24 protein-coding genes are annotated in these 19527 nt (G+C 56.7%); 16 read left to right on the forward strand and 8 right to left on the reverse strand.

All coding sequences use genetic code 11. The features are described 5' to 3' along the window. Positions 1–266: 266 nt before the first annotated feature. Positions 267–995, reverse strand: a complete 729-nt coding sequence (locus ABNW52_RS16560; RefSeq protein ID WP_349590207.1) for a LysE family translocator — start codon at positions 993–995, stop codon at positions 267–269. A 77-nt stretch (positions 996–1072) separates the two neighbouring features. On the opposite strand from ABNW52_RS16560, the gene ABNW52_RS16565 reads away from it, so the two are divergent. After that, positions 1073–1924 carry a LysR substrate-binding domain-containing protein gene (locus ABNW52_RS16565; protein ID WP_349590208.1) on the forward strand — a complete coding sequence of 284 codons (852 nt, stop codon included), beginning with the start codon at positions 1073–1075 and terminating at the stop codon, positions 1922–1924. Between the two features lie 184 nt (positions 1925–2108). On the opposite strand, the gene ABNW52_RS16570 is transcribed toward ABNW52_RS16565, so the two are convergent. After that, on the reverse strand, positions 2109–2522 hold the full coding sequence (locus ABNW52_RS16570) for a hypothetical protein (protein ID WP_349590211.1): 414 nt from the start codon (positions 2520–2522) through the stop codon (positions 2109–2111). A 93-nt stretch (positions 2523–2615) separates the two neighbouring features. On the opposite strand from ABNW52_RS16570, the gene ABNW52_RS16575 reads away from it, so the two are divergent. Beyond that, positions 2616–3509 (forward strand): LysR family transcriptional regulator, encoded by an 894-nt coding sequence (locus ABNW52_RS16575; RefSeq protein ID WP_349590214.1) that lies wholly within the window; start codon positions 2616–2618, stop codon positions 3507–3509. A gap of 571 nt (positions 3510–4080) precedes the next feature. Here the strand turns inward: ABNW52_RS16575 and ABNW52_RS16580 are convergent. The 3 genes from ABNW52_RS16580 to ABNW52_RS16590 form a co-directional block, all read right to left on the reverse strand. Further along, positions 4081–4968, reverse strand: a complete 888-nt coding sequence (locus ABNW52_RS16580) for a helix-turn-helix domain-containing protein (protein ID WP_349590217.1) — start codon at positions 4966–4968, stop codon at positions 4081–4083. Positions 4969–5189: 221 nt separating this feature from the next. Further along, positions 5190–5477, reverse strand: coding sequence for a putative quinol monooxygenase (locus tag ABNW52_RS16585; RefSeq protein ID WP_349590220.1), 288 nt, complete (start codon positions 5475–5477; stop codon positions 5190–5192). Positions 5478–5500: 23 nt separating this feature from the next. Further along, positions 5501–5746 (reverse strand): hypothetical protein, encoded by a 246-nt coding sequence (locus tag ABNW52_RS16590; protein ID WP_349590222.1) that lies wholly within the window; start codon positions 5744–5746, stop codon positions 5501–5503. Between the two features lie 570 nt (positions 5747–6316). Between ABNW52_RS16590 and ABNW52_RS16595 the strand changes: the two genes are divergently transcribed. The 3 genes from ABNW52_RS16595 (at position 6317) to ABNW52_RS16605 (ending at position 8928) form a co-directional block, all read left to right on the forward strand. After that, entirely contained in the window at positions 6317–7183 is an 867-nt protein-coding gene (locus ABNW52_RS16595; protein WP_349590225.1) for an AraC family transcriptional regulator, read from the forward strand. A 277-nt stretch (positions 7184–7460) separates the two neighbouring features. Continuing rightward, positions 7461–8222 (forward strand): helix-turn-helix transcriptional regulator, encoded by a 762-nt coding sequence (locus ABNW52_RS16600; protein ID WP_349590227.1) that lies wholly within the window; start codon positions 7461–7463, stop codon positions 8220–8222. An 82-nt stretch (positions 8223–8304) separates the two neighbouring features. Then, on the forward strand, positions 8305–8928 hold the full coding sequence (locus ABNW52_RS16605) for a glutathione S-transferase family protein (RefSeq protein WP_349590230.1): 624 nt from the start codon (positions 8305–8307) through the stop codon (positions 8926–8928). A gap of 188 nt (positions 8929–9116) precedes the next feature. Here ABNW52_RS16605 and ABNW52_RS16610 read toward each other — a convergent pair whose 3' ends face one another. Further along, complete coding sequence (locus ABNW52_RS16610; RefSeq protein WP_349590232.1) at positions 9117–10178, reverse strand: SDR family oxidoreductase; 1062 nt, start codon at positions 10176–10178, stop codon at positions 9117–9119. 124 nt (positions 10179–10302) lie between these two features. Between ABNW52_RS16610 and ABNW52_RS16615 the strand changes: the two genes are divergently transcribed. The 5 genes from ABNW52_RS16615 to ABNW52_RS16635 all read left to right on the forward strand — a co-directional run bounded on the left by ABNW52_RS16615 (position 10303) and on the right by ABNW52_RS16635 (position 14447). Beyond that, positions 10303–10671 carry a MerR family transcriptional regulator gene (locus tag ABNW52_RS16615; protein WP_349590235.1) on the forward strand — a complete coding sequence of 123 codons (369 nt, stop codon included), beginning with the start codon at positions 10303–10305 and terminating at the stop codon, positions 10669–10671. Between the two features lie 283 nt (positions 10672–10954). Beyond that, positions 10955–11911, forward strand: coding sequence for a DUF932 domain-containing protein (locus tag ABNW52_RS16620; protein WP_349590238.1), 957 nt, complete (start codon positions 10955–10957; stop codon positions 11909–11911). A 3-nt stretch (positions 11912–11914) separates the two neighbouring features. After that, positions 11915–12370 carry a hypothetical protein gene (locus ABNW52_RS16625; RefSeq protein WP_349590240.1) on the forward strand — a complete coding sequence of 152 codons (456 nt, stop codon included), beginning with the start codon at positions 11915–11917 and terminating at the stop codon, positions 12368–12370. 191 nt (positions 12371–12561) lie between these two features. After that, on the forward strand, positions 12562–13545 hold the full coding sequence (locus ABNW52_RS16630) for a YqaJ viral recombinase family nuclease (RefSeq protein WP_349590242.1): 984 nt from the start codon (positions 12562–12564) through the stop codon (positions 13543–13545). Then, positions 13542–14447 (forward strand): recombination directionality factor, encoded by a 906-nt coding sequence (locus ABNW52_RS16635; RefSeq protein ID WP_349590245.1) that lies wholly within the window; start codon positions 13542–13544, stop codon positions 14445–14447. Before ABNW52_RS16630 ends, ABNW52_RS16635 begins: the two co-directional genes overlap by 4 nt. Before the next feature lie 147 nt (positions 14448–14594). Here ABNW52_RS16635 and ABNW52_RS16640 read toward each other — a convergent pair whose 3' ends face one another. Further along, positions 14595–14945 carry a helix-turn-helix domain-containing protein gene (locus ABNW52_RS16640; RefSeq protein ID WP_349590247.1) on the reverse strand — a complete coding sequence of 117 codons (351 nt, stop codon included), beginning with the start codon at positions 14943–14945 and terminating at the stop codon, positions 14595–14597. Between the two features lie 194 nt (positions 14946–15139). Here ABNW52_RS16640 and ABNW52_RS16645 point away from each other — a divergent pair, with 194 nt between their 5' ends. The 5 genes from ABNW52_RS16645 (at position 15140) to ABNW52_RS16665 (ending at position 17883) form a co-directional block, all read left to right on the forward strand. Then, positions 15140–15490 (forward strand): hypothetical protein, encoded by a 351-nt coding sequence (locus ABNW52_RS16645; RefSeq protein ID WP_349590250.1) that lies wholly within the window; start codon positions 15140–15142, stop codon positions 15488–15490. A 144-nt stretch (positions 15491–15634) separates the two neighbouring features. Then, the gene (locus ABNW52_RS16650) at positions 15635–15961 is read left to right on the forward strand and encodes a hypothetical protein (RefSeq protein WP_349590253.1); all 327 of its coding nucleotides are present in this window, start codon (positions 15635–15637) and stop codon (positions 15959–15961) included. Between the two features lie 37 nt (positions 15962–15998). After that, the gene (locus tag ABNW52_RS16655; RefSeq protein ID WP_349590255.1) at positions 15999–16274 is read left to right on the forward strand and encodes a hypothetical protein; all 276 of its coding nucleotides are present in this window, start codon (positions 15999–16001) and stop codon (positions 16272–16274) included. A 77-nt stretch (positions 16275–16351) separates the two neighbouring features. Continuing rightward, complete coding sequence (locus ABNW52_RS16660) at positions 16352–17245, forward strand: GTPase family protein (RefSeq protein ID WP_349590257.1); 894 nt, start codon at positions 16352–16354, stop codon at positions 17243–17245. Positions 17246–17574: 329 nt separating this feature from the next. Then, a complete protein-coding gene (locus ABNW52_RS16665) occupies positions 17575–17883 on the forward strand; it encodes an H-NS histone family protein (protein ID WP_349590259.1) in 309 nt (102 codons plus the stop codon). A gap of 84 nt (positions 17884–17967) precedes the next feature. Here ABNW52_RS16665 and ABNW52_RS16670 read toward each other — a convergent pair whose 3' ends face one another. Continuing rightward, positions 17968–18750 carry a DNA/RNA non-specific endonuclease gene (locus ABNW52_RS16670; protein WP_349590262.1) on the reverse strand — a complete coding sequence of 261 codons (783 nt, stop codon included), beginning with the start codon at positions 18748–18750 and terminating at the stop codon, positions 17968–17970. Positions 18751–18891: 141 nt separating this feature from the next. On the opposite strand from ABNW52_RS16670, the gene ABNW52_RS16675 reads away from it, so the two are divergent. Further along, on the forward strand, positions 18892–19296 hold the full coding sequence (locus tag ABNW52_RS16675; protein ID WP_349590265.1) for an SRPBCC domain-containing protein: 405 nt from the start codon (positions 18892–18894) through the stop codon (positions 19294–19296). The last annotated feature ends 231 nt before the right edge of the window (positions 19297–19527 follow it).

Below are 19527 nucleotides of genomic sequence, written 5' to 3' on the forward strand. Positions count from 1 at the left end.
GCCAAAGCGGCCTGCCGCACCATCTGCCCCGAGCGACCCCTCAGAGCCACCTATCTGCCATTACCTTTGCTTCGAAGCCGAAGATCTGCTTTCCGTCCCTTAGACCGCGAACCATGTCGCCTGCATGATAAGTATCTGTATTGGCCAGCACAAAAACTCTCAAGGTCGCTATGTATTCGAGGCACAGCCCTCTGGCAAGTACAGCCAAATCAATACTTGTCCTTGATGCCGTGTGCGGCGTCGTGATGGTGTTGCACGGTGTGGATTCAGCGCCAAGCCTGCAGTGCCATTTCCCCGCTGAGGGCAAGCAGGGTTCCCCCCATCAGCAAACGCTGCACGAGTAGCCAACCTGGGCGACAAGACAGAAACTGCGCGATTCTGCCGGAAAATAACGCCACACTGCCATTGACCAAGGCAAACACCACAATCAGCAAGGAACCCAACAACAGGGATTGCTGCAGGACATGGCCACGCTGGTGGTCGATGAATTGCGGTAGTAGGGTCAGGAAAATCATCGCCAATTTGGGATTGAGCAGGCTGGTGCTGGCGCCCATTACAAACAGCTTGCTTGGACGCTCCTGCGGTAACTGTCCGCGAATCTGTAAGGGCGACTGACCACCCGGTCGGATGACATGCCAGCCAAGGTAGGCCAGATATGCCGCACCCCCTGCACTCAGGGCGCGGGCAGCATCGGGCAGCGTTTGGAAGAAAGCGGTGATACCAAATGCCGCGCCAAACATATAGAACAGATAGCCAACGAGCACGCCACTAAGCGAAATCAGCCCAGCCCTCCGTCCTTGCGCAATGGAGCGAGAAATCACATAGAGCATATTGGGGCCTGGTGTGATGGCCATCATGGTGCCAACCGTCAGAAATCCATAAAGCGCAGCAGCTTCTTGCATCTTGATCGCTCCCATCCGTTTTTCGCGAATATCCGTAAAAGTTCTGGCACCCATCCGTCGCAAGGCCAGCCGTAGCGCATCGAACTTGCTCAATGGCAATCAGTATTCGATGCTAACGCGATTCAGTAAAACAAATTAAACTTAACTGATTGCTCAGATTTACTGATTAAATGAAAAAACTCGATTTGGACGTACTCGCCATGCTGGTAGCCGTGGCAGATAGTGGCAGCTTCATTGCCGGTGCCGAGCAGGTACACCGCTCGCCATCCGCACTCAGTATGCAGATCAAGGCGCTGGAAGCCGCACTGGGGAAGCCCTTGTTCATTCGAAACACCCGCAATCTGGTGCTAACGCCAGATGGCCATACCCTGCTGGGATATGCCCGCCAGATGCTGGCATTGCGCGATGAAGCATGGGCCGAGATGGTCCGTCCGGAAATCAGGGGCCGCGTGCGCATAGGCATGCCGGACGACTATGCCTCCTCCCTGCTGCCACCGGTATTGAGGAAGTTCTCGGTCACTTACCCCAGAGTCGAGATTCAGGTAGTCGGCCGGCCCAGCCATGAGTTGGCGCTGCAAATCAAAGACAACACTCTCGACCTAGCGTGCATCACCAGAACCAAAGGCTGCCCAGGGGAGTTCATACGTTTGGAACCCATGGTATGGGCTGGGTCGGCAGCAAGCCGACTAATATGGAAGGAGCGCCCTCTGCCCATTGCTGTGTTTGCTGAAGGCAGCGTTGCCCGCGCCAACGCCATCAAGGCGCTGCAGAGGGCCAGCATCCCCTATCGCATGTCGTACGAAAGCCCCAGCATTCAAGGTCTGGTGAGTATGGTCGATGCCGGTCTGGCTATTGCTCCGCTGGCACGTTGCGGTGTTCCTGCCCATTTGATTCAGCTGGGCGTAGCTGAGGGCTTGCCCCGCCTGGCTGAGCTGGAAATGGTCCTGGCGCGCAGTGCACAGTCCACAAGACCACCTTGCGATTTTCTTGCCGAATTGATTTTCCAGGAATTGAGGTATTGAATGCCCGCGATCATGCCGATGCGCATAATCTTCATGGTGGACTCCTCGTTTCTGTTGACTGGTTTGTTGACACTTCCAGTCTGGCACGTTGATGCCGTATCAGGAGGGAGGAGTCCATACCATTGATTCAGTGCTATGCATTTAGCCTTTCACAAAGGCAGGTCTTGAAGAGTTAGTGCGATGCTCAGCGGCGTAACAACAGCCACAGTCCGCCTGAACAGAGCAACAGACCGCCAAGTCGCTCCACTGTAGGTTGCTCTCGGTACAGCAGATAGCCAAGTGGTAGGAGCATCAAGGTGGTCAGCACATTAGTGCTCAAGGCGGTGTAACCCATGCTCCAGCCAGCGCGGTAGGCGAGTAGGAAGCCCACCTCAATGCCAATGATGCCAAGGGACGCGCCGAGGACGCTCCAGTTGAGCTGACTCAGACTACGGCTACCGGTTGGATAGAGCACCATGCCCGCCAGGCTAATCAACAAAGCGAAGGCATAAATGACCACAAGTGAAAAGAACGGGTTGAGCGTGGCGGGCAGGTGCTTGAGTGACAGGTGATAAGTTACCGAGCCAGCCACCGCTACTAGAATTGTTATGAAATACATGATGACGTCCTAGAGTAAGGGGTGGTCGATTGTGGCTCAATGGACAGGTTATAGGTAGACTGTATTACATTAGACTAGTTATAAGATTTTATTATGGCCACTGATCTCGATACGGGGTTGCTACGTGCTTTTGTGACAGTGCTACGTGCTGGCAGCATTAACCGGGCCGCCAGTGGACTCGCACGTACACAGCCGGCGCTGAGCCAGCAGATCCGCAAATTGGAAGAGCATGTCGGTCAGACGCTGCTGCTGCGTTCGCCACGTGGCATAGTGCCAACCATGGCCGGGGCAGCGTTGTTGCCATACGCCGAACGTATCCTGGCACTGACCGACGAATTGGTCCCCGGTTGCGGGGCGGGTGAGCAGGATGAGGATAGGTGCTATCACATCGGCTTGATCGAAGATGTCGTTGGGGCGCGACTGGTGACAGTGCTGAGCGATTTCATTGCAGCTCATCCTCGTTGGCAGCTGAGCATCACGGTGGCGTCAACCACCCGGCTAGGTGAATTACTCGCTGTCGGCGAGCTCGATCTGATCATCGCGGACCCTGCCTGGCCGCTGGGATTGACGCCACGGTGGCAGGTCTCCTGCCCTTTGCTGTGGGCTGGCCTGACAACTCTCGATCTGACGACCTCTACGTTACCGCTGGTGCTATTTGCGGCACCGTGTCTGTGGCGTGATATTTCACTTGCCAGTTTGCAGCAGGCCGGGGTGGCATGGCGTTGCGTATTCGAGAGCGCTAATCTGCAGGCGGTGCAGGTGGCATTGCAGGCAGGGCTTGGCATCAGTGCCCTACTTGCGGGCACGTTACCAGCAGGGGTACAGGTTCTGCGCCATGAGCACTTGCCGGACTTGCCGCCGGTACAGTTGGCACTGTATACGCGTGATGGCGCCGAGTCTGGGGTGGAGCAATTAAGCCGGTTGTTCTACAGGGAGATTAGTGGGTTGTCGCTTCGGGTAGAGCCGGTTGGTGCAAGTTACCCCTAGCGTGCAGATATTACGCAAATGCTGCTGGACTATCTGGCAGGAATGTCTACAGAAGCCGGTACAGTCCACTTTGGACTGTCCATTCAGCTCGTGCAGTATCTACACGAGGGCGCCCAGAGGACTCCAGAAGCAAGGGCTGCAAAGCTTGCTGCCCACATCGAGTGAGCAGTAATTGCTTTTGAGGGCTAACTAGGTGAGAAGAACAACGAGACGACCTGGAACTCCCAAGCGGGGGAAGGGGTGCTCCCTCATCGCGAGCTTCGGGAGACCGTCACAGAAACTGTCTCATTCTTTGCCTTTGCTTCTCCGAGTGCTTCCAATCAAAGCGTTACGATCAGTCCACCTATTAGAGGCCGAGTGAATCGCTCCACTTTCCTAGATACTTCTTGGCTGCTTCAAAAGCAGAAGCGGACATAGTCACCCATGCTTGTGATCGTCCGCTTTGGCCGAAGATCTGCCTGGGCGCCGCCAGGAGGCCGCAGGCGGCTAGGAGTAACCACTCGACAGCTTCACCATAAAGCAGGCACTGAAGCATACTGCTATGTACCGGCACGGTTTGGGCCTTGTCGCGCTACAGTTCTGCTGCGAAGGTCTTGGCTTTCTTCGGCGTGACACCGTACCGTTGCTTGTAGACCTTGATGAAGTGGGAGGTATTTTCATATCCCACCTCCGCAGCCGCGTCGGTGACAGAATAATTTTTAGCCGTTAACAGCTGATGTGCGATGTCGACTTTTTTTTCGATGATCCAGCGGTTCGGGGTGGTGTTGTAGCTGCGCTTGAAGTCGCGGATAAAGGTCGACACACTGCGTCCCGTCAGCAGGGCATAATCTTCAATCTTCAGCTTGTGCGAATAGTACTGCTCCATGAAGTCGGTGATGGGCCGGCGTTTGCGGCTGCCGCCGCAGGACAGCTCGCGCAGGAAACCGAAGGACTTGTCCTGGATGGCGATCAGGTGCAGTAGTTCGAGCAGTTTCAATTCCAGCAGCGCGTCGGAGCCCTCCGCGCCCTTGTAGACATAACTCAGCGAATCAATATAGCGCTGAATCTGCTCATTGGCGTGCAGGGTATAAGTGCCGTGCACGTTTTTCTGCAGGCCGTCCGTATGCGAATTGCCTGTGCCGGCCGCGCGCGACAGGTATTTGGCGATCAGCTTGTCGTCGAAAAACAGCAGCACCGCCTCGAAGATATCGCTGCCAGTGACGTAGTCCGATACCGTGTAAACGCCTTTGGACAGGAAAATCAAATGATTCTCGTCGACGACATTGGCCATGGCGTCATAGTCGCGAATAATCTGCGTGCCCTGCTTGATGTAGACGATCAACGGCGTGGCGATATAGATCGCCTTGTTTTCCAGGCTCGTTTCAAGCGTTTTATGGAGGATGGACGAGCTGCCATCAGCGAGGATAGGCTTTACGTTGCGCATCGAATAAAGCGCCGCCGGTACTACTTCGAGTGTCATTGCTATGGTTTCTCAACAAATTGGCCGACCCATTTGGACAGGTCGGTATCCAGCAGCGCAACATGCTGCTGCCCAAGCGTGTAGGACTCTCGGGACGGAAGAGGATATCCAGAAAATAGCAGAAAATACATAGCAGCAAATAGCGCGTGTATGCGCCGAGATGGCACCGGAGGCGCGGCTGGACCCACCGCACGCGCCCTGCCGCGACGTTAGTTACGGCATCAAACTTCGCTGAAGTAGCCGCTGACCGGCGCACTGCTCAGATGCTCGACGATGACGCCCCACTGTCCGCTCGAGATCATCTTGTCGACGTGGATGCCGTGCATTTCACGAGAATCCCAGGTTTCCACTAGCGTGAACGCGAGTGGATTCTCCAAGTGGTTGAGGATCCTGATCGCTTGGCAACCGTCCAACTTCGGCAGATTGATCTTCACGTCGTTCATGATGTCCTTGAACGATTGCAGCTTTTCTTCTTTTACATTAAAGCTGATGACGAGATTGACGGACATATTACTTCTCCAGTTGGATTTGACTACAAAACACATCGCTGATTGCAGGAGCCGTAGATTGACGAGACGGCGAAAACAAAATGCGCAGAATACGATAAGAATTTGCAGGCTTTCATTTGCTGTTCCGTTTCCGTATCTAACATGGTCAAGCCGACCAGCGAAACCACTAAGTCCTTGATCCATTGTTTGACCTGGAATGCGTCAATAAAATATTTTCCTTTCACATGACGCGCAGCGCTAAGCCAAACCCCTCTTTCGTTAGAGGTCATTATGCAAATTCCTTTTTGGTGTAGATTCGATATGGCGCAAAGAATTCGCTATGGAAGTAACTACTATATATGTAGTTAAAAGATGAAAATGATTAAAAATAATTAAAAATGTACGATTCCAGTCACTCTTGCATTTTTCTTGTGCGACGGCTGATGGCATGCGCCGCCTGCGGGAACGGAGTGTTAGGCGTGGTTCAAAAACGGCCTATCTTGGGTGGCCGCCTGATGTTTTGCTTGGAACATCTCTAATTCGAAGATGTTGCTTTGACATTGATCGTGGAGCAGTACTGAATCGCCCCTCGTTTACTAGATACTTTTATGGATGCATCCTAAATGAAAACAGCCATCTTTTATCTGGCATGCGAAGGATCGCTAGGGACGAACTTGGGTACCCGGCTGCGTCGCGAGGCAATGGCCGCCCCACGCACCGCTTGGAAACGTTGAACTAACCATTGCAGAGGGGCGCCGTTGGCTGATGGATTCTGGGAGTGGTTAATACACTGAGCAATCGTAGTCAGGATTTTGTGAGTCGTATCACGCATAGTGCCTCCCATGGACAGAGGAAGACAGATGAACGAACTTCGGACAACGGCGTACGCGGCACGATTAGGCAAGGTACTCGACTACATTGAGGCACACCTGAGTGAAACGCTGACCGTGGAACGACTTAGCCAAGTCGCCAACTTCTCCAAGTTCCATTTCCACCGGCAATTCGCCAACTATATTGGCACCAGCGTAGCTCGATACGTCTTGCTTCTGCGACTGCGACGAGCTTCACAGCAGCTCGTCTTCGACCGCGGCGCCAAGATCATCGACATCGCTCTGGAGGCCGGCTTCGAGAACCCGGAATCGTTTACCCGTGCCTTCAGGAATACTTTCGGTCAGTCACCCTCCCAATTCAGGAAGCAACCGAACTGGGAGTCCTGGCACGAGCGCTACCGGTTCCGATTACCAGAAAGGAATCAATCCATGCAGATTGAGATCGTCAATTTTGAAACTACCTTTATCGCCGTGCTAGAACATCGCGGACCTACCCAGAGAGTCAACGACTCGGTTGCTCAATTCATTGCCTGGCGTAAGGAAAGCAGCCTTTCTCCCAGACAGAGCAGCCGCACCTTCGGTATCGCCTACGACAACCCGGACACCACCGAGCCCGCACAATTCCGTTTTGACATCTGCGGCGAAGTGACAGCTGAGATTCCGTCCAACCCTCAGGGCGTGATATTGAAGACTATTCCCGGGGGCCGTTGCGCCCGGGTACAGCATCACGGTTCCCACACCCGGATTGCTGAGAGTATCTACCCTTTGTATCGGAACTGGCTGCCCGAAAGTGGCGAAGAATTACGCGACTTTCCTCTCTATTTCCATTACTTGAACTTGATGCCGGAAACACCGGAGAATGAGCTGGTGACGGATATCTACTTGCCATTGAAATAAGGGATAACGCATTTCCCAAAGGCGTGGTAGATCTGGGCAACAGGTCTGCCTTAGCTAGCTAAGATGCTCTGTCGAAAGGCCCGGAGCGACCTGTATGAATACTTTCAGCAAGGTCGCTCGGTCCGACTTACAGGCCACGGGCCGCTGAGCGACACATTACTGACTGAAATGCCCCACTGACCGAATGTCGGTAAAGGCCGAAGCCCAGCCTGATCAGGCTGGAATGCCGTTATTACGCCCGGAAATGAATGCCTAGTGCCTTAGCAGATATGGCAACATGATGCATTCTGATCACCTAGCAGAAGTGTTCATGTCTCGTACGGAAAGATTGTTTACCCTACTTCAAGCCTTGCGGCACCACCGCTTCCCTGTCCCCGGGGCCAGCCTAGCCGATGAGTTCGGGGTCAGTCTGCGAACACTTTACCGGGATATCGCCACTTTGCAGGCACAAGGTGCCAATATTGAGGGCGAGCCTGGGTTGGGATATGTCTTGCGCCCTGGATTCATGTTGCCACCCTTGATGTTCACAGCAGAGGAAATTGAAGCACTGGTGCTTGGATCGAGATGGGTAGCTAAGCGAACTGACACCCACCTGGGCAGTGCGGCAAAAAATGCGCTAGCCAAAATTTCCTCAGTCCTTCCGCAAGAGCTGCGCCACTCCCTGGACAGCAGTTCACTGATAGTGGGAACTCCCTCATTGGCGGAAGCTGATGTGGTTGACTTATCGATAATCCGTCAGGCCATTCGGGGTGAGAGCAAGTTGCGTATCGACTACTGTGATTTGCACGGCAATGCCACGCAGCGAACGATCTGGCCACTGGCGTTGGGCTATTTCGATCATGTGCGCATGCTGGCAGGTTGGTGTGAAGCGCGCCAGGATTTCCGACACTTCAGGACAGACCGTATTTCAGCACTTTCCCTGACAAAAGATCGCTATCCACGCAGAAAGCAAGAATTACTAAAAGAGTGGCGGACATGTGATGCCTACCAGCAGGCCAGCAACAACAAAACTGGCAAAAAATCACTAGTCTCTGATTAACAGAATCATGACTACTGACAGAAACTGTCAGCACCTGCGAATACGATGGCATCACTTAAGGTCAAACACTGGAGTGTGAGCCATGCGTCTTTACTACCATCCTCTTTCTTCTTGTAGCCGCCGGGTGCTTCTGGTAGCACGACATCTTGGCATACGGCTTGAGCTGATATCAGTTGATTTGTTTCGTGGCGAGCAAAACACGCCACCATTCTTGAAGCTGAACCCGAATCATCAGGTTCCCGTTCTTGAAGATGAAGGCTATGTGCTATGGGAGTCTTACGCCATCATGCAGTACTTGTCCGAGTTGGCGCAGGATAAGTCACTGCATCCTGAAACAGCACGAGCACGTGCAGATGCGAGTCGCTGGATGTACTGGTGCGGCCAGCACTTGATGCCAGCGATCAGCACCCTTAACTGGGAAAATTCAATCAAGGAAATGGCAGGGTTAGGGCCTGCCATCCAAACTGAAGTCGACCGGGCTGAAGCTCTGTTTGTCGAGGCTTGTCAGGTTCTCGATACACACCTTGCCGAGCGGAAGTGGATTTGTGGCAACCGGCTATCACTTGCTGATCTTGCCATTGCTGCACCGCTTGGCGATTGGCATCGTGCCAAGCTCCCGCTCAGTCAATTTGGTCAAGTTAGACGATGGTTCCAGCAGATTCAGGCACTAGATTGCTGGAAGGCAACGGAGCAAGGCCCGAACTGACAGGCCGACTGATTCAGACAAAGTGCTGTCGGATTCACAATGTCAACCTGGCTCCGTAAAGCAGCTACTAGCATAGCGGTGCGAGTGTCTGCTCAGGCTGGCCCACTAAGGATGCGTCAGCCTGGTCAGCGGCAGATCGGCCTAAGTGGTCGTCTATCCCATCTAGAGTGATCGACGGCTCGCATTTATTAACCGGAGTGTACTTTGCTAGGCTTGTGCATATCCTCTCGAGTGGCTCTTTGTTGGATCCACATGACCTCGTCTGCCAACGTTTCTGCCATGGGTCTAAAGCCTAGGCCGAACCGCCTCCGGACTTTGTCCGCCGAGAATTTTCTTCCGTAGTCGTTTGCCATATTGTTTACCGTAGCCAAGCTGAGTAATACCGGCCTTCCAGTCAGCCGCGCATAAACCTCCTGCAAAAAAGCGATGGCATACAACATTGTGCGCGGCAGTTTACGACGCGGGGCGGGTACGCCGCTGACAAACTCCATCGCCTGCAAAAGACTGGCCATGCTGACTGGGTGGCCGGCGGCCAAATAGCGCTCACCCCGTTCCCCCGTTTTACTGGCAGCCAAAGCGACTTGCGCCACATCGCGGGCATCCACCACGGAGAAAGCCGCATCGACCACTCCCGGAATTTTTTGTTGCAGGTAATCCGCTACGAACTGCCCAGCCGAAGTGGGGCCAAGATCGCCCGGGCCATGCATCCAGCCGGGCAAGACAAGGGAAATGTGCATGTCCGGGTGACGGTCGAGAAAAGTGAATATCACCTCGTCGGTTTCAATCTTGCTGCGGTAATAATCATCCGGTGCCTCCGCTATTGGCAGCACCATGCTCTCGTCGGTCAATCCTGAGCCATTGCGACCCAATACTGCGATGGAGCTGATATGGACCATGTGTCGAATGCCAGCAGCGTATGCCCCGTTAAGCAGGTTTTGCGTGCCCTCGACGTTGGTCTTGTGCAGGGCGGCCAGATGGCGGCCACCTTTGTAGCTTTCACGGAAGTAAGCTGCGGTATGAAACATAACATCGCAGCCCTGCAATGCTGCTGCAAACCCCTCGACACGCGTGAGATCGCCCGGCACCACCTCCAGGCGGTTGCCTATCAGCTCCCCGAACTGCTCCCTGGCTTTCTGTTCGGACCTGGCTAAAGCCTTGACCCGATAGCCTTGCGCCAGCAGCAAACGAACAAGATTGTTACCCAGCAATCCGGTAGCACCGGTGACAAATGCGATTTTTCCTTGCGTCATGTTTTTACCTGATTGTCAGCCCATTAGGGGCACTTCGGAAGCCAGCCAATGCTGTTGGAATGGGTACTGTAAACATTGGTGTATAGTCCAGGGTCAAGACTAAATTTAGCGGGAGAGTTCGATCGTGCGGATCGGAGAGTTGGCCGAACAGACAGGGATGACACGTGATGCCATTCGTTTCTACGAACGAATAGGCCTTATCAGGCCCGAACGCGGACCAGAAGGTCGCCACGGCTACCGCCGTTACGATGCGTCGACTATTCGACGCCTGGGCCTGATCCGGCAGGCCAAGGCTTTGGGGTTTTCTCTGGGCGAAATTCAGGAGCTGCTGGACGCATGGGCCAATCACAGCTTCAGCCCGGAACAGAAGCGTGCCATTCTTGCTGACAAGATTGGTGTGGTCGATCGAAAAATCTTGGAACTGCAGGAGCTTTCAAGCGAACTCAAATTGGCTCTGGCTGGTATTCGTGACGAGTGTCAACAAACAGGCTGAGTGGTCGTTAAAGATATGACAGCCACCGCTCCCGTAGCAGGACAGTTGCGCACTTGGTTTCGTAGCCCGACAAGGAGCGTGTCCGAAATTCTGCGTAAACCGGCCGTTGCCTAGCAAGCAGCGGAAGGACCGCTTTAGCCGAACTTCTGCCGGTTTGTTGGAGGGATTCTATAAATTTTCAGCCACATATCACTACCTTGAAGCGCGCCGAAGTCTGTCATGACGCTCGGCAATCTCGATCTGCCCCGGCACTGTCTGGGGCATTTTTCATGGAGAAGGTGAGATGGCACATCTGGTAGAAACCATGGCCTTTGTCGGGGCCACGCCCTGGCATGGGTTGGGCAATCAACTGACGGAACAACAACCGCTGGACGTGTGGCAACACGAGGCGGGAATGAACTGGACCATTGAGCAAAGTGATGTGCTGTTCAATGTATCCCTGGATGGCATGCACATCCGGCTACACAGTGATGCCAAGGTGCTGTACCGCTCGGACACGTTGGCACCGCTGTCGGTGGTGTCACCACGGTACAAGGTGGTGCAGCCACACGAGGTACTGCACTTCTATAACGACCTGGTGCATGCCGGCGGCTTCGAGCTGGAAACGGCTGGGGTATTGAAGGGCGGGCGCAAACTGTGGGCACTGGCACGGACTGGCCAGGAAACGCTGCTCAAGGGTGGAGACCGGGTCAAAGCCTATCTGCTGTTGGCCACCAGCTGCGACGGCACGCTGTGTACCACCGCGCAGTTCACCTCCATCCGTGTGGTGTGCAACAACACGCTGCAGCTGGCGGTAGGCGAAAGCCGTGGTGCAGTGAAGGTACCGCATTCGACGGTATTCGATCCGCAGGCGGTGAAGGAGTCGCTGGGCATTGGCCTGTCGGCCTGGGATCGTTTCATCGGCGACATCAAGGGGCTCAGCCGCCGGTCGGTGTCACCAGAAGAGGCCCGCCGCTACTTTGCCGAGGTGCTGGAGGAACCGGAGCAAGAAGAGGGCGACGATACGGTCACCTCCCGCGCCATGCAGCAGTTGTCGGTGCTGTATGCCGGTGGCGGCATGGGGGCGCTGTTGTCCAGCAGCCGTAACACCGCCTGGGGGCTGGTCAATGCCGTTACCGAATACGTCGATCATCGCCGCCGCGCGCGCAGCCAGGACTACCGGCTGGATTCCGCCTGGTTCGGTCAGGGGGCACAGCTGAAAGACAAGGCGCTGCAGCGTGCGCTGGTTTTGCTGGGCTGAACCATGGCCAGCGAATCCGCCGTTTGCCTGGCCGCTGCCGGGCTGGTGATGGGGCTGCGCGACTTCTGTTCGTGGAGCGAGGCCCGTCTGCCCTATGACGGGCAGGACGAAGTGGTGACGTTGCTGTCGGTATGGGGCCAAGGCGCGCGCGAACTGCATGCCGAGTTGGCACAGTACGCGCCGCTGGTGGTGCAACTGGAAGCCGAACTGTGGGCGGTACTCGACGACGGCTTTCCTGGTGTCTGGCACTACGAGGTGGTGGAGGCGCTGGGCTGGGCCATCACCGACTGGATCGTCACGCATGACGGCACACCCCCTGACCGGGCATGGGTAACCACCTCCCTGGTGACGTTGGCAGGCCGGTTCTTCCGCCGTGCGCCGCAGCCGACTTGGCCCGCGTTACGCGCGGTGCTGCTGCGCTACTCCCCAAATCTACCTGCCGACCTGCTGGTTGCCTGATCCCTGTTGGCCGCACACGTGGTCGGCGGCAGATCATTGCTCTCTATCTCTCAGTTGTTCCCTGTGTTGGCTCGTTGCCATCTTTCCCGGCTGACCGCATGGCAGTCACCGGGCTGTCCGCTTTCCCTTTTCGTTACTGATCCGCCCGGCCGGGGTTTCCCGCTGGGCGTTATGCCGTCTGGAGGTATGTGATGCGAGAACGTTACGGCCAGGCCCTGCGCCTGGCATCTACTTTGGAATTGTCCCGTCAGCAATGGCTGGCGATTCGCGGCCTGGGCATTGGTTCGTCCGATGCCGCATCGGCGGTGGGGCTCTCCCCGTACAAGAGCGCGCTGACGCTATGGCTGGAGAAAACCGGCCGCCGCGAACCGGAAGACCTGTCCGGCAAACAGGCAGTGCTGTGGGGCACAGTGCTGGAACCGATACTGGCCAATGTCTACGCCGAACAAACCGGGCGGCGGGTGCGACGCGTCAACGCGGTACTGCAGCATGCTGAACAGCGTCACATGCTGGCCAACCTGGATCGCGAGGTGCGTTGTCCCGAACTGGGGCAGGGCATTCTGGAGATCAAGACCGCCAGTTACCACAGTGCGCCGCAGTGGGAAGACGGCATTCCTGTCGCTTACCAGTGCCAGGTGTTGCACCAGCTGGCGGTCACCGGCCTGGCCTGGGCTGACGTGGCGGTGCTGATCGGTGGCCAGGATTTCCGTATCTACCGGGTGGAGCGCGACGACGACAAGATCGCCGACCTGATCGCCCGCGAACGCGACTTCTGGGCCTTGGTGCGTTTCGACCAACCGCCGCCGCCGGACGGTTCCGAGGATGCCGGCCAGGCACTGAACTGGCTGTTCCCGCGCGACAACGGCACCACCCTTGACCTGTCCGATTCCACCGAAGCCAATGGCCTGTTCCACACCTTGTTGGCACTACGGCAACAACGCGAAGCGTTGGAGCAACAGGAAGCATGCACCCGGCAACAGCTGCAGACGGTGTTGGGCGATGCCACCGGGGCGGTGTTTGCCGACGGCCGCATCAGCTGGAAGAAACCCAAGGACCGCGAGCAGCCGGACCTGGAGCGGCTCACGGCCGACTATCCCGGCTTGCTGCAGCAATACCGCAAACCCGTCAGCAGCAGTCGTCGCTTTGTCATTCACACTGAAAGGAATTCCGCATGATCAAGGGACTCGCCATCACCCCGCCCGTGATCGGGCGTATCAGCATTGGCAAGCTGATCCAGAAGGACAACAAGTGGCTGCCGGAGAAGGACGACAGCTTCACCCTCACCACCCAGGTACAGAACCGCGACGGCTGGTTGCTGCACCCCTTGCATCAGCCGCTGGCAGAGCAGGCCGCTAACGGCAAGGTCCGTGCCATTCCGGTACGGCTGCTGTTCAATAGCAGCGAACTCAACCTGCGCGCCGAATACAGCGCCTTTGACCGCCAGAGTGGTCGGCCGCTATGCGTCGGCAATGGCGACACCGCCCGACGAGCTGGCAAGGAAGGATTGGAAGAGGTGGTATGCCCCGGTCCCGACCGTTGTCCCTTTGGCCAGAGTACTGGCTGCAAGCTGTATGGTCGCCTCAATGTGCAGGTGGATGGCCAGCAGGATGCATTGGGCACCTTCATCTTCCGCACCACCGGCTACAACTCGGTGCGCACGCTGGCCGCCCGCTTGAAATATTTCGAAGCCGTCAGCGGCGGCCTGACACACTACCTGCCGTTGCTGCTGCGACTGCGCGCCAAGACCACCACCCAGTCTTACCGGACCCCGGTGTACTTCGTCGATCTGACGCTGCGTGACGGTGACGACCTGAGCAAGGTGGTGGCACAGGCAAGGGCAGAAGCGGAACAGGCGCTGGAAGCGGGGATTGATACCGCACAACTGGAGGCAGCAGCCAAAGCGCTACTCGGCAACGGCCAGTTTGAGGATACGGTAGAGGAGGTGCCGCAGCTGCTGGAAGAGTTCTATCCAGAGGGGGAAGCCGAAGGCGACGTCACGAAACCATCAACGCCGACTAGAACGACCCGGCTGACACGGCAACTGGGCAAGGCCAGTCAGATACCGGGGGAGGGGTGAACGGTGTGTTCAGTACAAAGGGCTGGCCGTCGCCCATACCTGTTCACTACGCTGAAGACATGTACGGTTTCTCCTCGATCTCCGGACGGTACATGCTCTATTTGGCCCTCGCGGTTTCCCGACCGTGGGGGCATTTTCTTGCTGGCGTTAGTCTGGCTTGCCCAGGCGCTGTACCAGTCTTTCCACCACGTCGATCACCAGCACCCGATCGGCATCACCCAGTGTGGCCAGCAAGCGACTCAGGTGCTGTGCCTGATCCTGTAGCCGCGGGCTGACTTCATTCAGCAGTTCCGTCACTTCGCAGTCGAAGATGGCCGCCAGTTGCACCAGCCGGGCCACCGTTGGCATCACCGTGCCGCGCTCCATGCGCGATACCGCCTCGTTGCCGATGCCCAGTTGCTCGGCCACCTGTTCCTGTGTCAGTTCCCGCGCCAGGCGCAGGCGAGCAATCGCCTTGCCGATCACCTTGGCCAGGGCTTTCTCATCGATCTGTGGCATCACATCCTCCATGTCAACTTAAATGGTGGATGCTCAACCGATTGACATGAAGTGCTTTAAAAGTTGAAACTCATCGAAATTAGTTGTTATTGATTGGATGAGGACCACGATGGCCACCGGGTTTGGTCGTCAATTTTGTGATGAGGGTTTTGCGGCACGCTGCCGTACGACCCGTTGAGATAAGGGAGAGCAGTATGAAAAAAGTCGTGATCAAGACCGTCTTGGGCCTGGTGCTGGCAGCGACGGCGCAGGCCGCCCCCGGGGTCGGCGCGTGTCTGGCACCGAAGAGCAAGGTGGGCAGCGATGGCCGCTTGCAGTTTCCGAAACCGGTCTACCTGTATGCCACACCGGATCGGCAGGCGAACAAGCAACTGCTGAAGGTGTTCTCGCCGGTCACCGTTACCGCGGTGGCCAAGGGGGGCTGGGTGCAGCTGGCGACGGTACCCGATTACAGCCAGGCTGACCCGAATGCCGGCGCCGGCAAGGTCATTGGCTGGGCGCTGACGAGCGACTTCTCCGCCCAGTCGCCACGCAACTGCGCCTGATGCGCCCGCCGCGTGCGATGACGGTCTCTCCGCCGATTCATATCCTGCTGCCAGGCATGCGTCGCGAGCCCGTAGTCCTTTCGCGCGACCAGTAACAACCGGCGGGGCCTGATCGCTCCGCCTTTCATTGTCAGAGGTCTTCACATGCAAGCACGCACTCTTAAGCAGCTGCTGATTTGCTTCACCATCTTCCTGCTGCTCACCGTGATGGCGGTGTTCTCGTCATCGATCTATCTCGGCTTCTTTGGCTATGTCGCCATGCTGATCGTCGGTACCACGACCACCACCATCGGCGTAGTGGTTGGCGATGCCATTCGCCGGCTTGCTATGCCGGACCTGGTGTTTGCTGCCGGTGGGGTGGATCTGCTGCGCAAGAAAGTGTTCTGGCTGGTCGGCCCACAGGCCATCGGCTGGTTCGTTGGCTATATCGCCTTCAAAGGTGTGATGGGCAAGCTGGGCTTTTATCTCTAATCCGCTGGCTGACGTACATCCAGCAGGGAGCAATACCATGAACAAGACCCTACTGTGCGGGCTGCTGGCGGTGCTGCTGGCCGCCTGCTCGGGTGGCAACGAGTACGGTAATGACACCAAGAACGGCTTTCTGCGCAGTTGCTCTGCCCGGAACTCCCCCGTGTTCTGTCAGTGCGGTCTGGCGCAGCTGCAGAAGGAATATACCGAGCAGGAATTCCTGGCACTGGATGTCGAAATGTCGACCACGCAACGACTCCCCGAGCGCTTGCAGCAGAGCTTCACGCGCATCCGGCAGCAGTGCCCGCAAACCTGAACTGACTACTCACCAACACCACGCCACCTGAATCCAGGTGGCGTTTTTTATGCCGGATCGCCGGCGAAAGGAACCCTATGCCATCCACTCGACAACCAGACGTACCGGCAGGGTTGCCGGAAGAAATCATCTCCCTGCTGGCCAGTGCTGGCATCCGCCTGACCCTAGACGAGCTGCAACAGCTGCGTGACCGGCTGCATGCGGTGGTCAACTACCATGCCACCATCGGCGTGATGGGCAAGACCGGCGCCGGCAAGTCCAGCCTGTGTAATGCACTGTTTGGCCGCGAGGTAGCCGAAGTCAGCGCAGTGGAAGCCTGCACCCGCAGTCCGCAGGAAATCGACTGGTCCATTCAGCACGGCAAAGGCCTGTCACTGATCGACATGCCCGGCGTCGGCGAAAGCGGCAGCCGCCACGAGGAATACACCGCGCTGTATCGCCGGCTGTTGCCGGAGCTGGATCTGGTGCTGTGGGTGATCAAGGGCGATGACCGCGCATTGAGCATCGACGAACAGTTCTACCAACAGGTGCTGTTGCCAGAACTGTGGGACCGCGCCATCCCGGTGGTACTGGTGGTCAGCCAGGTCGACAAGATCGAACCGTGCCGCGAATGGGACTGGGTGAAGAACCATCCCGGTCCCTGGCAACGGCAGAACATCGAGGCCAAGGTGGCGCAGGTATGCCGGGTATTCAAGCTACCGCCCAGCCAGGTTTGTGCCATTGCGGCTGAGGAGGGCTATGGCCTGGTGACGCTGGTCGAGAAGATCGTCACCATCCTGCCGGCTGAAAAAAAGTGGAGCTTTACCCGTGAAGCCCGCCAGGACACGGTGTCGGAATGTGCCTGGCGTTCGGCCAGCCAGGGGCTGTGGGACACGCTGACGTTGGCGGTGATGGCCATCGCCCGTGACAGCTGGGACTTCGTCAGCAGCAAACTGTCCGCCCTGGCGGGCAGGCTGCTTAGCTGGTGGTAGGGCATAAAACATCCCGGGGGTGGTCGGGATGTTTTTTTTGTGGAATTGGGTTGGGGTTTAGAGGGTGGTTAATACGTTTGGGGCCACAATTCGACGGCGGCCAGTGCATCAGATGCCATCGCTTGCCATTCAATATTGGCAGGGCAACATGGATAAACTCCAGGCGACAGTTTCGCAGGGTGTGCCTGCTGAAATGTCTGCCGCACTGGTATGGTGGGAACGAATCCCGTAATATCGGCTCATTAAACTGCCGCCTAACTCAATTACTGACTAAGCTGAGAGAAAGGTTGGCGATGATGTTGACCATACCAATGAATAAAGGGGGTTATATGGATCTGCAATCACTGTCCATGTCGGAACTGTACGCACTGCGTGACCAAGTGGAAGCCGAGGTAGTACGTAAACAATCTGCCGAAAAAACCGAAGCCCTGAAAAAAGTGCAGGCGCTGATGTCGCAATATGGCCTGAGTGCTGACGACCTGGCTAAAAAGGCCACTACCGCACGTAAACCGGTAGAAGCCAAATACCAGAACCCGGCGGATCCGTCGCAGACCTGGACCGGTCGTGGCCGCAAGCCGCTGTGGGTACAGGCCTACCTGGATAACGGTGGTGCGCTGGAACAACTGGCAGTGGCCTAATCACCCCGGTACAACATAAAAGCCCTGCGTAATGGCAGGGCTTTTTGTTTGGCAGTCGATTAATACCCGACTGACGGAGGATGCTTAGGATAAGTTCGGGAAATAGTGAATACCCGTGCGCTGTACCAGCTCCCCATAGCTGAGACGTTCAGGCTTTCGCACATTGGTATTTGCCGTCCAGTACACCCACGACTTACCCGAACCAGGATCGAATACCAGCTTGTACAGAGCATCGGGAACACGCACTTGCCCGGCATAATGAGGGGCGACTTGCGAATCGTAATATGGCCCGGTAATCACGAATACCTCACCCCCCGCGCGCTGGACATATTTGCGCGTGGCAGCTTCCACCGCGCGCGCCCAAACGCCACGATTATTCTCCGGCGCCTGCGGCACCATATTGGCCAGACTGAAGCTCTGCGCCATGGCCTCTGGTGTAGTGCGCTGGGCCGCAGCCGCCATATGACCCCGGTCATAACCACTGCCGCGATAGTCTTCCAGGCGCCCCCTTTCGGCACTGGGCAGCCGGGCTTCCTCATAAAAACGGTCGGTCCGCTTCTCATCTGAGGCATCGCTCAAGCTATGGGCTGACAGCTTCTCGGCTGCAAAAACCGGACTATGGGTGCTGCTGCTGTGTAGGACGGCGAAGTCATCAAAGCACAACTCTCGCACACCGTCTGCCTGCAGCGGCGCAGGGATTTGTGGTGATTGTTGCTGATAGAACAAGCTGGCGCAGTCACGGAAACGGGTGGCAACCGTACCGGATGCCGATGCGGTGGGGGCGGCACTGGCAACGGGGCTGTAATGCTCAATGACGGCGTAGCCAAGGGCAATGACCAAGGGGAGGGCGGAGAGAAGCTTCTTCATGCTGGGTGGGAAAAGGGCAGAGGGGGCGAATTGTACCGTGTGAATCGGAACCGTCTGCCCTTTCTGGTCAAGTTGCTGGGCGGAGGGCATGCCTTTGTATTAGGCTGCAAGCGTCGCCTCACTCACTGTTGCAGAGTCCCGATGAAAATCACCGTATCCACCGTCGTTGCCGCTCCCATCGCCGAGGTCTGGCGCGCTTATACCTCCCCGGATGACATCAAAGTCTGGAATACGGCCTCTCCGGATTGGCATAGCACTGCCGCGAGTGTTGATCTGCGGGTAGGGGGGAAGTTCACATCACGCATGGAAGCGAAGGATGGTTCTTTCGGGTTTGACTTCGCGGGGGAATACACCCAGGTCGTGCCGGAGACATTGCTTGCCTATCGCTTTGGCGACCGCGAAGCCGTGGTTGAATTTGTGCCAGGGCTGGACAATGTCACGGTCACGGTCACATTTGACAGTGAAGAAACCCATTCTGAAGCGCAACAGCGCACGGGCTGGCAAGCGATCCTGGACAACTTTGCCCGCTACGTTGCTGGGGGGTAAGCGCATTGCCCTTAATGTTGCATTGCAATTGTCATCCACAGAAAAAGTGGATAACCCTGTGGATGCTGTGACACATGCATGGATTGGCGGGGTGTGGCGGAAGGCGCTCAATTTTTAAGCGGTTCTGGTGTCAGACAGAAACTCGGCCAAAGCAGCCATCTGGGCTGGATGCATTAACCGGCAGCTTTATGATGTTCACCAGTCATCCGAAAGTGGCCACAAAAGCCGGGA

It is taken from the genome of Vogesella oryzagri (genome assembly GCF_040148885.1).
GTDB classification, from domain to species: domain Bacteria; phylum Pseudomonadota; class Gammaproteobacteria; order Burkholderiales; family Chromobacteriaceae; genus Vogesella; species Vogesella oryzagri.

Bases quoted from the DNA above. Each gene is read 5' to 3' on its own strand.
- ABNW52_RS16665 (WP_349590259.1), top strand. From the start codon at position 17,575: ATGGATCTGCAATCACTGTCCATGTCGGAACTGTACGCACTGCGTGAC.
- ABNW52_RS16635 (WP_349590245.1), top strand. From the start codon at position 13,542: ATGATCAAGGGACTCGCCATCACCCCGCCCGTGATCGGGCGTATCAGC.
- ABNW52_RS16565 (WP_349590208.1), top strand. From the start codon at position 1,073: ATGAAAAAACTCGATTTGGACGTACTCGCCATGCTGGTAGCCGTGGCA.
- ABNW52_RS16620 (WP_349590238.1), top strand. From the start codon at position 10,955: ATGGCACATCTGGTAGAAACCATGGCCTTTGTCGGGGCCACGCCCTGG.
- ABNW52_RS16625 (WP_349590240.1), top strand. From the start codon at position 11,915: ATGGCCAGCGAATCCGCCGTTTGCCTGGCCGCTGCCGGGCTGGTGATG.
- ABNW52_RS16570 (WP_349590211.1), bottom strand. From the start codon at position 2,522: ATGTATTTCATAACAATTCTAGTAGCGGTGGCTGGCTCGGTAACTTAT.
- ABNW52_RS16675 (WP_349590265.1), top strand. From the start codon at position 18,892: ATGAAAATCACCGTATCCACCGTCGTTGCCGCTCCCATCGCCGAGGTC.
- ABNW52_RS16645 (WP_349590250.1), top strand. From the start codon at position 15,140: ATGAAAAAAGTCGTGATCAAGACCGTCTTGGGCCTGGTGCTGGCAGCG.
- ABNW52_RS16610 (WP_349590232.1), bottom strand. From the start codon at position 10,178: ATGACGCAAGGAAAAATCGCATTTGTCACCGGTGCTACCGGATTGCTG.
- ABNW52_RS16585 (WP_349590220.1), bottom strand. From the start codon at position 5,477: ATGTCCGTCAATCTCGTCATCAGCTTTAATGTAAAAGAAGAAAAGCTG.
- ABNW52_RS16630 (WP_349590242.1), top strand. From the start codon at position 12,562: ATGCGAGAACGTTACGGCCAGGCCCTGCGCCTGGCATCTACTTTGGAA.
- ABNW52_RS16600 (WP_349590227.1), top strand. From the start codon at position 7,461: ATGATGCATTCTGATCACCTAGCAGAAGTGTTCATGTCTCGTACGGAA.
- ABNW52_RS16605 (WP_349590230.1), top strand. From the start codon at position 8,305: ATGCGTCTTTACTACCATCCTCTTTCTTCTTGTAGCCGCCGGGTGCTT.
- ABNW52_RS16590 (WP_349590222.1), bottom strand. From the start codon at position 5,746: ATGACCTCTAACGAAAGAGGGGTTTGGCTTAGCGCTGCGCGTCATGTG.
- ABNW52_RS16595 (WP_349590225.1), top strand. From the start codon at position 6,317: ATGAACGAACTTCGGACAACGGCGTACGCGGCACGATTAGGCAAGGTA.
- ABNW52_RS16640 (WP_349590247.1), bottom strand. From the start codon at position 14,945: ATGCCACAGATCGATGAGAAAGCCCTGGCCAAGGTGATCGGCAAGGCG.
- ABNW52_RS16580 (WP_349590217.1), bottom strand. From the start codon at position 4,968: ATGACACTCGAAGTAGTACCGGCGGCGCTTTATTCGATGCGCAACGTA.
- ABNW52_RS16650 (WP_349590253.1), top strand. From the start codon at position 15,635: ATGCAAGCACGCACTCTTAAGCAGCTGCTGATTTGCTTCACCATCTTC.
- ABNW52_RS16575 (WP_349590214.1), top strand. From the start codon at position 2,616: ATGGCCACTGATCTCGATACGGGGTTGCTACGTGCTTTTGTGACAGTG.
- ABNW52_RS16670 (WP_349590262.1), bottom strand. From the start codon at position 18,750: ATGAAGAAGCTTCTCTCCGCCCTCCCCTTGGTCATTGCCCTTGGCTAC.
- ABNW52_RS16660 (WP_349590257.1), top strand. From the start codon at position 16,352: ATGCCATCCACTCGACAACCAGACGTACCGGCAGGGTTGCCGGAAGAA.
- ABNW52_RS16655 (WP_349590255.1), top strand. From the start codon at position 15,999: ATGAACAAGACCCTACTGTGCGGGCTGCTGGCGGTGCTGCTGGCCGCC.